The organism is Rhodococcus sp. NPDC127527, assembly GCF_042672245.1.
Taxonomy (GTDB): domain Bacteria; phylum Actinomycetota; class Actinomycetes; order Mycobacteriales; family Mycobacteriaceae; genus Rhodococcus_G.
The window spans coordinates 13293-26861 of sequence record NZ_JBHXVP010000013.1; the positions used below are offsets into that span (position 1 = coordinate 13293).

11 protein-coding genes and 1 pseudogene are annotated in these 13569 nt (G+C 69.9%); 7 read left to right on the plus strand and 5 right to left on the minus strand.

Annotation, left to right across the window (positions count from 1 at the left end):
* The first annotated feature begins 9 nt into the window (after positions 1-9).
* Positions 10-186: a hypothetical protein gene (locus tag ACFVH2_RS19890; protein ID WP_378425259.1), complete on the plus strand. Its 177-nt coding sequence runs from the start codon at positions 10-12 to the stop codon at positions 184-186.
* 103 nt (positions 187-289) lie between these two features.
* Here the strand turns inward: ACFVH2_RS19890 and ACFVH2_RS19895 are convergent, their stop codons facing one another.
* Positions 290-2140, minus strand: coding sequence for a penicillin-binding transpeptidase domain-containing protein (locus ACFVH2_RS19895; protein WP_378425292.1), 1851 nt, complete (start codon positions 2138-2140; stop codon positions 290-292).
* Positions 2141-2291: 151 nt separating this feature from the next.
* On the opposite strand from ACFVH2_RS19895, the gene ACFVH2_RS19900 reads away from it, so the two are divergent.
* The 5 genes from ACFVH2_RS19900 to ACFVH2_RS19920 all read left to right on the plus strand — a co-directional run bounded on the left by ACFVH2_RS19900 (position 2292) and on the right by ACFVH2_RS19920 (position 8098).
* On the plus strand, positions 2292-2846 hold the full coding sequence (locus tag ACFVH2_RS19900; protein WP_378425257.1) for a hypothetical protein: 555 nt from the start codon (positions 2292-2294) through the stop codon (positions 2844-2846).
* A gap of 175 nt (positions 2847-3021) precedes the next feature.
* Positions 3022-4608, plus strand: a complete 1587-nt coding sequence (locus ACFVH2_RS19905; RefSeq protein WP_378425255.1) for an ABC-F family ATP-binding cassette domain-containing protein — start codon at positions 3022-3024, stop codon at positions 4606-4608.
* 38 nt (positions 4609-4646) lie between these two features.
* Positions 4647-6062, plus strand: a complete 1416-nt coding sequence (locus ACFVH2_RS19910) for an amidase (protein ID WP_378425253.1) — start codon at positions 4647-4649, stop codon at positions 6060-6062.
* A 52-nt stretch (positions 6063-6114) separates the two neighbouring features.
* Positions 6115-6768 (plus strand): M50 family metallopeptidase, encoded by a 654-nt coding sequence (locus ACFVH2_RS19915; protein ID WP_378425251.1) that lies wholly within the window; start codon positions 6115-6117, stop codon positions 6766-6768.
* A 718-nt stretch (positions 6769-7486) separates the two neighbouring features.
* Positions 7487-8098: a hypothetical protein gene (locus ACFVH2_RS19920; RefSeq protein ID WP_378425250.1), complete on the plus strand. Its 612-nt coding sequence runs from the start codon at positions 7487-7489 to the stop codon at positions 8096-8098.
* A gap of 37 nt (positions 8099-8135) precedes the next feature.
* Here the strand turns inward: ACFVH2_RS19920 and ACFVH2_RS19925 are convergent, their stop codons facing one another.
* Positions 8136-8294: a hypothetical protein gene (locus tag ACFVH2_RS19925; RefSeq protein WP_378475722.1), complete on the minus strand. Its 159-nt coding sequence runs from the start codon at positions 8292-8294 to the stop codon at positions 8136-8138.
* Between the two features lie 342 nt (positions 8295-8636).
* Here ACFVH2_RS19925 and ACFVH2_RS19930 point away from each other — a divergent pair.
* Positions 8637-10071 (plus strand): annotated as a pseudogene (locus tag ACFVH2_RS19930) (phenylacetate--CoA ligase family protein).
* Between the two features lie 118 nt (positions 10072-10189).
* Here ACFVH2_RS19930 and ACFVH2_RS19935 read toward each other — a convergent pair.
* The 3 genes from ACFVH2_RS19935 to ACFVH2_RS19945 form a co-directional block, all read right to left on the minus strand.
* On the minus strand, positions 10190-11023 hold the full coding sequence (locus ACFVH2_RS19935) for a protein phosphatase 2C domain-containing protein (protein WP_378425246.1): 834 nt from the start codon (positions 11021-11023) through the stop codon (positions 10190-10192).
* Between the two features lie 108 nt (positions 11024-11131).
* Complete coding sequence (locus ACFVH2_RS19940; protein ID WP_378425244.1) at positions 11132-11797, minus strand: DUF6308 family protein; 666 nt, start codon at positions 11795-11797, stop codon at positions 11132-11134.
* 158 nt (positions 11798-11955) lie between these two features.
* Entirely contained in the window at positions 11956-13458 is a 1503-nt protein-coding gene (locus ACFVH2_RS19945; protein ID WP_378425242.1) for a flavin-containing monooxygenase, read from the minus strand.
* Positions 13459-13569 lie beyond the last annotated feature (111 nt).

Genomic DNA, 13569 nt, shown 5'->3' on the forward strand with positions numbered 1-13569 from the left:
GTGAGCACGATGTCCGCCAAAATCACGAAAATCCTCGCCGCCACCGCCGTCGTCCTCTCGATCGGTGTCATCGCGGCCCCCGTCGCCGCCGCCAGTGAAGTCTCGGGGGCGACTCCCGCATGGGGCTCGGTGAGCCTGTGCTTCAGCGTCCCGGTAGGGTCCGCCGCGCTCGTCTGGTGCATCTGATCCGCACGCCCGCTCCCCCATCGAGTGAACGGAAGCGTTCACTCGATCAGACCGAACGAACGATCCGTTCACTCGATGAGTCGGGGCCGAACGCGGGCCCGGGCTACCGGGGGATCTGCGCCTGAATCGGCCGGAGGAACCGGCCGGCCGCGTCCACGGCCGGACCGGAACTGTCCGCGCCGGCGATGAACACCGCGAAGGCCAGATCCTCGTCCGTACCGACGAACCAGCCGTGCGCCGGTCCGCCGGCTACCTCTGCCGTGCCGGTCTTGCCACGCAGGTCGGGAATGTCCGCGAGCTGTGTCGCGGTGCCGCCGGTCACCGTCTCGCGCATCATCGTGCGCAGCTGGTCGGTGACGGCGGGCGGGGCCGGCGCGGGGGTGGTGTTGGCCACCCCCGGTTTCCCGACGACCAGTTCGGGCAGCGGGGTGCCGCCGCGCGCGATGGAGGCCGCCACCATCGCCATCCCGAACGGGGAGGCGGTGACCTGCCCCTGCCCGATCGCGGACTCGACGCGCTGCGCGGGGGTGTCCGCGGCGGGCACGCTGCCGGTGACGGTGGTGAGGCCGGGCGTCACGTAGTCAACGCCGAGCCCGAACTGGAGGGCGGCGTCGTGCAGGGCCGCGGGCGGCATGCCCACGGCGAGTTGCCCCATGGTGGTGTTGCACGAGCGGGCGAACGCGGTGTGCAGCGGCACCGAGCCGAGATCGAACTTGTCGTCGTTGGGGATGGTGCGGCCCTCGATGTTCGCCGTGCCGGGGCACGGCAACACCGTGTCCGGGGTGACCGAACCCTGCTGCAGCGCAGCGGAAGTGGTGACGGTCTTGAAGGTCGATCCGGGCGGGTACAGGCCGGTCAGCGCGATCGGCCCCTGCGCGTTGGCGGGTTCGTTCTGCGCGACGGCGAGCACCGCACCGGTGGACGGGCGGATCGCGACGATCGCGGCCTGCTGCGGCAGCGACGCGATCGCGGCCTGCGCGGCCGACTGCACCGCCGGGTCGAGTGTGCTCGCGATGTCGGGGGCGGCGGTCCCGTCGCGCCCGACGACCTTGTCCGCGGACCCGTCGGCGTGCACCAGCTGCACGGCCCAGCCGGCGGTGGCGTCCTGGCCCTGCTGCCACAGCTCACGCAGCCCGTCGAGGGCCGGGGACGAGACGGCCTTGTCGACGGTGAGCAAGCGGGTCTGCTTGACGAGGGTGACCCCCGGGACGGCGGCGAGCCGCTCGGCGATGGGAGCGAGGTCGGCGTCGCGGAGCGTGATCGCGGTGACGGTCTTGCCCTGCGCTCCGGTGATGTCCGACTGCAGCGATGCGGCGGTGACGGGCGGCGCCACGGGGGTGAGCAGCGGGGCGAGCGCACCGGCGGTGGCGGCCGGGTCCGGGGTCTTGGCCGGGTCGATGTTCACCAGGGTGACGGTCTGCTCGGCCATCAACGGTGAGCCGTTGTCGGCCAGCACCTTCGGGGATCCGCCGGACAGAGTGGTGTAGCGCAGCGTGGTGTCCGCGGTCAGCCCCGGTGCGAGAAGTTGCGGGCTCCACGGGATCTTGCCGCCGTCGGCGACCGCCTGTCCGCCGCCGGTGGTGGTGTAGGTCCACGTCTCGGGCGGCTGCGGGGCGGGTGCGGCCGTGGTGGGGGCGCCGGCGGTGGTGGTCGGGGCTGTCGGCGCGGCGCCGAGGGCCCAGTTCGCGGCGATCTCGAACGTGCCCTTGTCGCTGTCGGTGGAGGCAACCGTGAACCTGGCGTCCTGCGGCGCCAGCCCGTCGAACATCTGCCCGATGGCGGCAGCCGCTGCGGTCGGATCCGAGGTCAGTGCGGCCGCGGCCTGCGCATTGCGCTGCGTGAGCGCGTCGGCGAACTGCTGCGCCGCCGTCTCCGTCGCCGTCGGCCCGCTGCTGCACCCCGCGGTCACCGCGACCAGTCCCGACACCGCGACGATCGCCACACCCAGCTTCATTCGCATGGCCTCGAGACTATGCGGCTTCGCCGCAGTGGTGTGGTTACGGAGGCCCTGCACTCCACAACCACACCACTGCGCCGTGGCGCCTCCCGGATGACGGGCGTAGCGTTGTAATCAAGTAATCAATGCAATTTACGAGGTGAGGACGATGGGACACACAGGACACGGCGGGCGCCGATTCGGCCGGCCCGGCGGATGGCAGCAGGCGCAGGCTCCCGACGCCTCCGACGCGACCGAGTGGTTCGCCGGGCGCCTGCCCGACGACTGGTTCACCGGCCCCGCGACGGTGGAGGTGGACCGGGAGGAGATCGTGGTGACCGGTGAACTGCCGGCGCCCGAGGACGACTCCCCCGCCGCGATCGACGGCCGGATCTCCCGGTTCCGGGAGAGCACCCGGGCCGACCGGATGCGGATCGCCGACGAGGCCGAGGCCCGGTACGGCCGCAAGGTGGCGTGGGGAGTGACCCTCGGCGCGCAGCACGTGCTGTTCACTCACCTCGCGGTCCCGGTGATGACCCGGCTGCGCCAGCCCGAACGCAAGGTGCTCGACACCCTGGTCGACGCGGGGGTGGCCCGGTCCCGGGCGGACGCACTGGCCTGGACGGTCAAACTGGCCGGTCAGCACGCCGAGGAGTGGCTCGCGGAACTGCGCGAGGCCATGAGCAAGGTGGACGACCTGCGCACCGAGGGCCCGCAGATCTGAGCGCCTTCCACGCCTAATTCGCTTGCCGCCCCCGCCCTGCCGCCCTAACCTGGTCACCATCCTGTTGTCGACGATCGGAGAAGGGCCCTTGCTCGCTTAGAGGTTGTGACGCGTTCCCTGCGCCGCGGTACTGGCAGTACCCGTGCGCCTCGCACCCATCCTCGAAGGAGCATCCGTGCCCTCATTGACCCTGTCCGACCTCGCCTTCTCCTGGCCCGACGGCGAACAGGCCTTCGACGGCGTCGACGCCGTGTTCCCGGTCGGCCGTACCGGTCTCGTCGGACACAACGGCGCAGGCAAGTCCACCCTGCTGCGACTGATCGCGGGCGCCCTCAACCCCGATCGCGGCTCGGTGACGGTCACCGGCGCCCTCTCCTATCTCCGTCAGGACCTCACTCTCGACCCTGACCGCACGGTCGACGCCGTTCTCGGCATCGCGGAACAGCGAAAAGCACTGCACCGCATCGAGTCCGGCGAGGGAACCGAGGACGACTTCGCCCTCGCCACGGGCCACTGGGACATCGAGGAACGCGCCGTCGCCAGCCTGGACAGGCTCGGCCTCGCGCATGTCGCACCGACGCCGGACGCGTTGGGCCGCACCGTCGGAACGCTGTCCGGTGGCGAGACGATGCTGCTCGGCCTGACCGCCGCGCTGCTCGGCGATCCGCAGGTGCTGCTCCTCGACGAACCCACCAACAACCTGGACTTGTCGGCCAAGGCGCGCCTGTACGCGGCGGTCGAGCAGTTCGGCGGTGTCGCCGTGGTGGTCAGCCACGACCGCGATCTGCTCGACCGGATGGACACGATCGCGGAACTGCGCCGCGGCGACCTGCGGTTCTTCGGCGGGAATTTCACGCACTATCGCGAGACCGTCGAATCCGAGCAGGAGGCGGCGCGGGCCGCGGTCCGGGACGCCCGCGCCGACGTGCGCAAGCAGGGTCGCGAGCTGGTCGAGGCGCAGACCAAGATCGATCGTCGGCAGCGCTACGGCAAGAAGATGGAGTCGAGCATTCCGCGGATCCTCGCCGGTGAACGCAAGCGGCAGGCACAGGTGTCGGCAGGAAAGCTGCGCAGCAACCACCAGGACAAGCTGGACGACGCCCGCCGCACCCTCACGGACGCGCAGGAGCTCGTGCGCGACGACCGCGAGATCCGGATCGACCTGCCGGACAGCGTCGTACACCCGGGTCAGCGGGTGGTCGCACTCGACGACGTCACCCTGCCGAGCGGGCAGACCGTGTCGCTGACCGTCGCCGGACCCGAACGCATCGCCCTGATCGGGCCGAACGGGGTCGGCAAGACCACCCTGATGAGGGCCGTCGCCGCCGCACCGCCCCTGGTGCCGTGGCGGGTACTTCCACAGCGCCTCAACGTCTTCGACGAATCCAGGACGCTCACGGAGAACGTCGCCGATGCGGCTCCGCACGCCACCGACGAGCAGGTCCGGGCCCGACTCGCCCGGTTCCTGTTCCGCGGCCGCGACTCCGACGTGCCTGCCGCGGCACTGTCCGGCGGTGAGCGACTGCGGGCCGCGCTGGCGACCATCCTGCTCGCCGAGCCGGGGCCGCGACTGCTGCTGCTCGACGAGCCGACCAACAACCTGGACCTGCCCAGCCTCCGACATCTCACCGAGGCCCTCGCCCAGTTCCGGGGCGCGCTCCTCGTCGCCGGCCACGACCTTCCGTTCCTGCGGGAGATCAGACCGACCCGATGGCTCGAACTCACCGCCGAAGGGCTGTCCGAGATCGACCCGCCCGCCTAGGCTGGCGAGCACCCGCACCCGCGACCCGTGAGGACGCCATGAACACCGACAGCACCAGAGTCCACGCCTTTCGCGACGACGCCATGGGCGAGCTCGACGCCACCGGCGTCGCCGAGCTGATCGCGTCGGGGCAGGCCTCGGCCCGCGAGGTGATGCAGGCGGCCGTCGAGCGGGCCGAGTCGGTGCAGGGGCGGCTCAACGCCGTGCAGTTCCCCGACTACGACCGCGCCCTCTCGCAGGCCGCTTCGCCGCGTCGGGGCGTGTTCGGCGGCGTCCCCACCGTCGTCAAGGACAACGTCGACGTCACGGGCCTGCCGTCCGGGCAGGGCAGCGCCGCCTTCACCCCGAAGCCGGCCGACCGCGACAGCGACGTTGTGACGCAGCTGCTGTCGACGGGGCTGGTCTCGCTCGGCAAGAGCCGCCTGCCCGAGTTCGGGTTCAGCGCGTCCACCGAGTACGCGGGCGCCGAACCGGTGCACAACCCGTGGAACCCCGCCTTCTCCTCGGGTGCCTCGTCGGGGGGCTCCGCGGCCCTGGTCGCGGCCGGGGTGGTGCCGATCGCGCACGCGAACGACGGTGGCGGCTCCATCCGTATCCCGGCCGCCGCGTGCGGGCTGGTGGGCCTCAAACCGACCCGTGGGCGCACGGTGGCCGACCCGATGGACCAGTCGATGCCGATCCGGGTCGTCGCGCAGGGCGTCGTCACGCGGACGGTGCGGGACACGGCCCGGTACTACGCGGCGGCCGAGAGCCACTACCGCAACCCGAAACTCCCGCCGATCCGGCTCGTCGAGGGCCCCAGCTCGACCCGCCTGCGGATCGGGGTGATCCTCGACTCCGTCAACGGTTTCCGGACCGACGACGAGACCCGCGACTCGGTCCGGGCCACCGCGGACCTGCTCGCCGAGCTCGGACACCACGTCGACGAGGCGCCGATGCCCGTCGGGCCGTCCTTCGTCGAGGACTTCGGCCTGTACTGGGGGTTCCTGTCCTTCGCGATTCACAGCGGGGGCAAGAAGATGCTCGGTTCCGACTTCGACAAGTCCAAGACCGACAACCTCTCTCGGGGACTGGCGACGATGTACCGCAAGAACATGGCGAAGACACCGCGAGCGCTGTACCGGTTGCGTCGCACCCAGCGGGCCTACACGGACGCGTTCGCGAGGTTCGACGTGATCCTCTCGCCCGTGGTCGCGCACACCACCCCGATGCTCGGATATCTTTCTCCGACACAGAGTTTCGACGATCTGTTCCGCAAGCTGGTCGACTACACGGCGTTCACCCCGTTGAACAACGCCGCGGGCGGCCCGGCGATCTCGCTGCCCCTGCATCAGACCGAGGCCGGACTACCGCTTGCCTCACACTTCTCCGCAGCGCACGGCGACGAGCGGACCCTGCTGGAACTGGCCTTCGAGCTCGAACAGGCACGGCCGTTCCACCGGATCCAGGACTGAGGATCGCGGCGGCCGCTGCGGGCGATCCGGCCGTGGTTGGCACCATGGTCGGGTGAACTCGTACTGGGACCAGTGGTCCGCCTACCTCCCGATCGCCGTCGCGGCGGCCCTCGTCCTGGTCGGACCGCTGTGGGGGCTGACTCGCCACGCGGTGACACTCGTGCACGAGGCCGGGCACGCCGTCGCAGCGGTGGCGACCGGGCGGCGGCTGACCGGGATCCGGTTGCATTCGGACACCTCTGGGCTGACTCTCTCCCGCGGCAAGCCGCGCGGGCCCGGAATGGTGCTGACCGCAGCCGCCGGCTACCTGGCGCCGTCACTGCTCGGCCTGGGCGGGGCGGCGTTGATCGCCGCCGGTCAACTCCGGGTGCTGCTGTGGGGTGCGGTCGCGCTGATCGTGGCGATGGTGCCGTTCATCCGCAACGTCTTCGGGCTGCTGGTGCTCGCCGCGTCCGGATCGACCATCGGCGCCGTCGCCTACTACGGATCGCCCACCCTGCAACTGCATTTCGGCTACGTGGTGATCTGGCTGCTGCTGATCGGGAACCTGCGCACCGTCGTCGAGGTCGCCCGAACCTGGTCGGGCCGATCGGATCTCGATCAGTTGCGCACCCTCACCCATCTGCCGCGATGGGTGTGGGTGGTGCTGATGGCGGGGGTGTGCGTGGGGACCGGGGTGCTCGCCTGGCGGGCGCAATACCTGTAGGTCCAGCCCGTGCCCGATCGGGCACGGGCTGGACGCCTGCCTGCAGCGACGTGCGTCAGGACATCGACACGAGCCCGGTGCCTGCCCAGATCGCGGCGAGCGCGACGGCGCCGAGCCCTGCGATGGAACCGATCTGACCGAGCTGATCGTTCGACGAACCCATGGAAGTACTCCTTTTGTCGAGGGGGTGTGTTGCCGAATCAGGGTGCTCCGAAATACGTTGCACGACTGAGTGACACCTCATTGGTACCCGCACGTCGAATCGGTTCGCAATGCTGGGAACCTTCACGTTTCCTGGCAGATCGATCCCGATCGGACATTCGGGGCGAAAAGCATCACTCGACACCCGCCGACCGCGAAATGGCCTGTGTCAGCGCTCACATCGCGACCGTCTCGGCGCCGATGTCACGCGCTCGCGGCGTCGACCGCGTCGTCGATTCCACGGGCACCGGAATCTCCGCGAGGGGTCGCGTGTGGCGCGAGCCGACCACCGCGCCACCACCGGGTACAGCACGGTGCCTCACCGTGCGGAGCCGATGAACTCGAGCCGCGGGGTACTACAGAAATCAGGCCCAGCGGTCGGCAATTGGCACCGGCGACAGAACCTGTCGGTGCCCTCTGTCAGTCTGTGCGGCTCTCGCAAAGTCGGGGGCGCGTCGCGCAATGACGGGACCAACCCGTTGGCGCGCGACCTCGTTCGTATGCACAGGAGCTCGACGTGACCGAGTACTTCCCCAGCGCGCAGCCGCCGGATCCCACGACGCCGGACGCAGACCCCACCAAGCCCCACCGGTGGCCGTGGGTCTGCGCGATGGTCGCGGCGCTGGTGGCCGGCGTCGTCGTCGGCGTTCTCGCGTGGTCGGACCCGTTCGGCGAACGCATCGCCTCGATCGAGCAGCGGGAGCAGGCCGCGACCGAGTTGGAGCAGTCGACGGCACAGCGCGAGCAGTCGGTCGAGCAGCGCGAGAAGGGGCTGACCGACCGCATCCGGACCGAGAACGCCGCACTCGACACCCGCAAGACTCAGCTGGACAGCCTCAGCGGACAGCTCGCCCAGCGTGAGCAGGCGCTGCTGCCGAAGGAACGGGAGGCGGCCCGGCACACCATCAAGGGAGACGGAATCTTCCTGGTGGGCAAGGACATCAATCCGGGGACCTACCGCAACAGCGGCACCAGCGGGTGCTACTGGCAGCGGTCGAGCGGCACCAGCGGCGACTTCGACGAGATCCTCGCCAACGGCAACGAGAACGGCCCCGCGGTGGTGACGATCCGCGCCTCGGACGTCGCCTTCACCGCGCGGCGGTGCGGCACCTGGACGCTGGTGACCTGAGAATCAGCGCCGCCCTCCCGGTTCCGGACATCGACGCTCACTTGTCTCCGATCCTCCGGTTGCGCCGGGTACGGGCCCGGACCACGGCCGCGGCGGCGCGCACCACCTCCCCGACCCGTTCCGCGGCCTCGGGCCCCCGGCGTCCGTCACCGGTCCGCACGGACTCCTCCGCGGCGGTCATCGCGTCCGCGACCACCGCAAAGCCGCACCGCTGGCCGTCTACCCGCGCGATAGTCGCGGCGCGACTGTTCGGCGTCGGTATCGGCGTCCTCGCGTGGTCGGACCCGTTCGGGGCGCATCGCCTCGATCGTGCAGCGCGTGCAGGCGTTGCTGCCGAAGGAACGGACCGCCGCCCAACACTCATCAGGGGCGACGGAGTCTTCTTGGCGGGCAAGGACATCGACCCGGGGACCTACGCAACAGCTCCGTGAACCGCCAACGGCACGTTCGCAGAGGTGATCTGATTGCGCGGCTGTGGAAGACTGGTCGGCGGGAACACGAGCTGACCCAAGATCTGCCTCTGGCACGGAGGAGAGCGATGTCCCGGTCGGTCCACGACAACAGTCATCAGGTGCGCGAAAGAGCGGCATATGAGCGCGTGCGCGGCGCACACATCGATGCGGTTCAAGCGGCGTTCGTGGACCACATCGGGCGCCTGGACTGGTCGCGGGAACAGATCGAGCGCTACCGCGACCAGCGGCTGCGGGCGCTGCTCGGATACGCCCGCGAGCGGTCACCCTTTCACTCGCGACGATTGCGTGACGTCGATCCGTCCTCCGCGACGGTCGCCGACCTGACGAGGCTGCCGGCGATGACCAAACAGGAAGCCCAGGACGAGTGGGACTCCATCGCGACGGTCCCCGACCTCGACCGCCATGAGGCAGAGCGCATTCTGGCCGAGCAACCGTGGTTTTCGTACACGCCGGGCGGTCAGCAGATCTTCAGCTCCGGCGGGTCGAGCGGTGTGCGGGGTGTGTACGCGTGGGATTGGGAGCTGTTCGTGTCCTTCGCCTGCCTTGCCTGGCGATTCCAGGCGCGGGAGGAGCGGCGGGGTCCGCCGCCGCAACGTGCAACCCGCCTCGCGGTGCTCGCCGCCGGTGAGCCGCCGCATGCCAGCACGCCGTTGTTCGACGTGGCGACCGCACCGGGGATGGACACGGTCGTGATCCCCGCTCGCGCACCGTTCGACGAGGTCCTCGCCGCGGTCGCGGCCGCCCGGCCCACCCATCTCGTCGGGTACGCGACGGTGGTGGGCCGGCTTGCGCGCGCAGCCCTGGCGGGAGACTTGGAGCTCCGGCTTGCCCGGGCTTGCCCGGGTCAGCACGAACTCCGAGCCGCTGCTCGACGAGGATCGACAGGCGGTGCGTGATGCCTGGCACGTGCCGGTCCACAACCTCTGGGGGTCGACCGAGATCGGCGTGCAGGCGGTCGGATGCGGGCACGCCGGCGGGCTGCACGTATGCGAGGACGAGGTGATACTCGAACGCGTCGACGAGGCCGGGGTGCCGGTCGGTGACGACCAGCCCGCCGCCAGGACGCTTGCCACGGGGCTCGCCAACCGGACATTCCCGTTCATTCGCTACGACCTCGGCGACCAGGTCACGATGCTACCTGGAAAGTGCTCCTGCGGAAGCGCATTCGTGCGGGTGGCCGACATCGCCGGCCGCCGTGACGACGACTTCCGCTATGGGGCGTGCACGGTACCCGCGAGCGCGTTCCGCCACGTGCTCGGCACCGATCCTCGTATCTCCGAGTACCAGGTTCGGCAGTCCAGCGCCGGGGCAGAGATCCTCGTGGTGGGCCAACCCGACACGGCCACACTGACTTCGTCGATGGTGGCCGCACTGCGCCGGCATGGGCTGCCGGATCCGGAGGTGCGCGTCCGCGTCGTCGGCCAGCTCGAGCGACACGAATCGACCGGAAAGCTCCGGCGGTTCGTCACGCTCGATGGTCACCCGGGAAGCGCCGGGTGACGACCTGCTCTGACGGGCCGGATCCGGCTTCGTCGAGCACCTCCTCGGCATCGCCGTGAGGACAGACGCTGCCTGCCTTCCGGACTGTGGCCAAGTTCGCCGGCGCCCGAGCACCGTGTCACCGCGGCGTCCACACCGCAACCACGGTGCGGTCGTCCGCCGACCGCGAGGACTCGAAGGCGACGCGATGCGCGAGCTCGGTCAGGCGCGGCGGATTGGTCCACCCGGCGGCGAAAGCTGCGGCGACGGGGCTGCCACCGTCGTCGAACGCGTCGGCGACGCCGTCGCTGCAGACCACCAGCAGTTCCTCCGGACCGATCTCGTAACTCGTCCCCGCGACGACCGCGTCGTCGGGCACCGGCAACGCGAGAGCCCGTGAGGTCGCGACCTCGCGGCGGGTCAATCGTCCACCGGACATCAACAGCCACGGTTCGAAGTCCAGCGCACCGGAGCGGGTGCGACGCCACCACGCGCTGCTGTCGCCGACGGTGGCGGCGTGGGCCAGCCACGGTCCGGGACCGTCGACGCCCTCGATGACCAGGGCCGTCACGGTGGTGGCCATGACGTCGGCGACCTCGTCGAGGCTCGGTGCGCGGTCGCCGAGTAGGGCACCCGCGGCCCGCGTCACCGCCAGCGAGGCAACCCGAAAGTGCGCGGTCCAGTCCCCGGAGACCTCCAGTTCGGCGGTGAGCAGGTGGTCCGCGAGTGCCGCGCTCGCCGCCTCCGCGGCCAGGTGCGAGTAATCCATCGCGCCGAGTCCGTCGCAGACGACCGCCACGATCCGACCGTTGCCCTGCCGCACGGCGTACGCGTCCTGGCGGGGGGTCAGGTCGGAAGGGTGCGTGCTCCCCCGTGTCGACGCTGCGCGCACCGCCCATCCCCGCACGTCGAGTGCGTCATGGACGGAGTCGGGTACGACCACGCCCGGTACCGGGCTCCCAGACATAGACATGCACCCATCCAACACCGAGCCGGGACCGGTCACCACGACGACGCGCGACCGGGCGACGATCTCCTGTTCGCTACCCGCGTACCTCGCCCAAACAGCCACCCCGTCCGCTCACCCGGTTCGCGGAAGGTACTTCTTGCCCTGCATCCAGGCCAGCACGTCCAGGATGCGCACCGCCGGTACCGACTCCGGCAGTCCCGCCCGCTCGCGCAGGGTGATCAGCCGGTGGTGCAGTTCCCCGTCGCGCGCCCGTAGTGCACACCTCATCGGTTCGAGGTGTGCGCCCTTCGTGCCGAGTTCCCGGCCGACGACCTCGTCGTAGACCGGGTGCAGGCGCGGTCGTTTGCGGGCTATCAGTTTGGACGCGATGGTGCGGCCGATGCCGTGAATCTCCCAGAGTGCGGTCTCGAGCCGCCATTGCGGGGCATCCTCCGTGAGAACCTCCGCCTCGTCGACGAGATCCCGGTCCGGACCGATCTCGGCGAGCAGATCACACAACTCGGAATGCTTCTCCCCCAACAGGATCAGCGCTCCCTGCGCCGGAACCTGGACCGACAACAGGGTCACCGCGACGAGGTCGTCGGCGGTGAAGACGTCGCGGTCGGCATCGCGGCGGCCACTGGGATCCCAGGTGTCCCACAGCGCACCGGTCCTCAGGTAACCGGTCTTGACGACCTTGCGGGTGAAGTACTCCTGCAGCACGTCCACGGCCGCGGCGTCGTCGCCGTCCCGCAGCACCCGCGGCAGCCGGATCGGCAGAGCATCGTTCGTCGACATGTGACCATCCAACACCGTAGTGGTGAGTGGGTTCGCGCGACATCAACCGCCTCACACACCTTGTGCCGACGTCACACCCCCACTGTGGGCGTAACGCCGGTGCGACCTCGTTACAAGGTGTGTGCCCTGCGAGACGCCAACCCGCAGCCGACCGACGGCTACTTCACCGTCGAGTACGAACGCATCTCGTAGTCACCCAGTGGAAAGCTCCGCGCCTCCCGGAACGCGTTGGCGGTGGAGGTGGGCCGCAGGATCGCCGCCTCACCGTGCTGGTTGAAGTAATAGCTGCGCGCGGTCTGGCAACTGCCGCCGTAGAACACGGAGTCGTCGAGCTTGGCGGTCATCCGGTCGAGGAACTTCGCGTTGGCCTCTTCGGTGACCTCGAAGACGTCGGCGCCGCGCCGCCGCAACTCCCCGAACAACCGGTCCATGTGCGCCATCTGCGATTCGATGGTGGTGAAGTACGACAGCCCGCTGTACGAGTACGGGCTGGCGAGGGTCAGGAAGTTCGGGAAGTGCGGCACCGCAACGCCCTCGTACGCCTGGAACCGATTGTCCCGCCACCACTTTCCCAGGTTCCGCCCCTCGCGTCCGATCACCTCGATGGCCGGGAAGTTCACATCCCACAGGTTGAAGCCGGTGGCCAGGATCAGGGTGTCGATCTCGGCGCGGCGACCGTCCGCGGTGACGACGGCGTCCGGCTCGACGCGCGCGATGGTTCCGGTCTCGAGATGCACGTGCGGCTTGGTGAACGTCCGGAAGTAGCTGTTGGAGAATGTCGGCCGCTTGCAGCCGAAGTCGTAGTCGGGGGTGAGCTTGCGGCGCAGGTCCTTCTCGCCCACCTGCGCCCGCAGGAAGACCCGCGACGCCAGCGCCGCCCCCTTGTTGAGGAGCTTCGCCTGCTTGAAGTGCAGCACCGCACTGACCATCAGCAGCTCCAGCAACGCCCCGCTGACGGCACGAGCCCCCTTCTGCACCAGTGGAACCCGAGCGAACAGTCGCCGGACGGGCCGCGGGATCGGCACGTCCACCTTCGGCACCACGTAGATCGGCGTGCGCTGGTACACGGTCAGCTCCGCCGCCCGGCGCGCCACCTCGGGGATCAGCTGAACGGCGGTCGCCCCGGTGCCGATGATCGCCGCCCGGGTCCCGGTCAGGTCGAGCCCGTCGTCCCAGGCGGTCGTGTGTACGACAGTGCCGGCAAACGAGTCGATACCCGGGATGTCCGGCAGGTGCGGCTGGGACAGGAATCCCGTCGCGGTGAGCAGGCACCGCGCGACGACCTGCTCGCCGCCCTCGATGGCGACCACCCAGCGCTGCGCGTCCTCGTCCCAGCGCGCACCCTCGACCACCGCACCGAAACGCATGTGCCGGCGCAGGTCGTACTTGTCGGCGACGTGCCCGGCATACCGCTCGAGCTCCGCGCCCGGCGCGAACAGCCGGGACCAGTTCGGGTTGGGCTCGAATGAGTAGGAGTAACTCACCGACGGGATGTCGACGGCCAGACCCGGATACCGGTTGACGTGCCAGGTGCCACCGAGCTCGGCCTCGCGCTCGAGGATCAGCAGATTCGTCAGGCCCAGCCGTTTGAGCTGTATCGCGGCTCCCATGCCGCCGAATCCGGCCCCGACGACGACCGCGTCGTACACATTCCCGTCCACGTTGTGCCCCTGTCCGCCGCACCCCAGATGTCTGTATCTCCCAGTATCGCCCCCAGATGCGCTGACGCGCAGTGGTGCGGTTACGGAGTCCAGGGCGTCCACAACCGCACC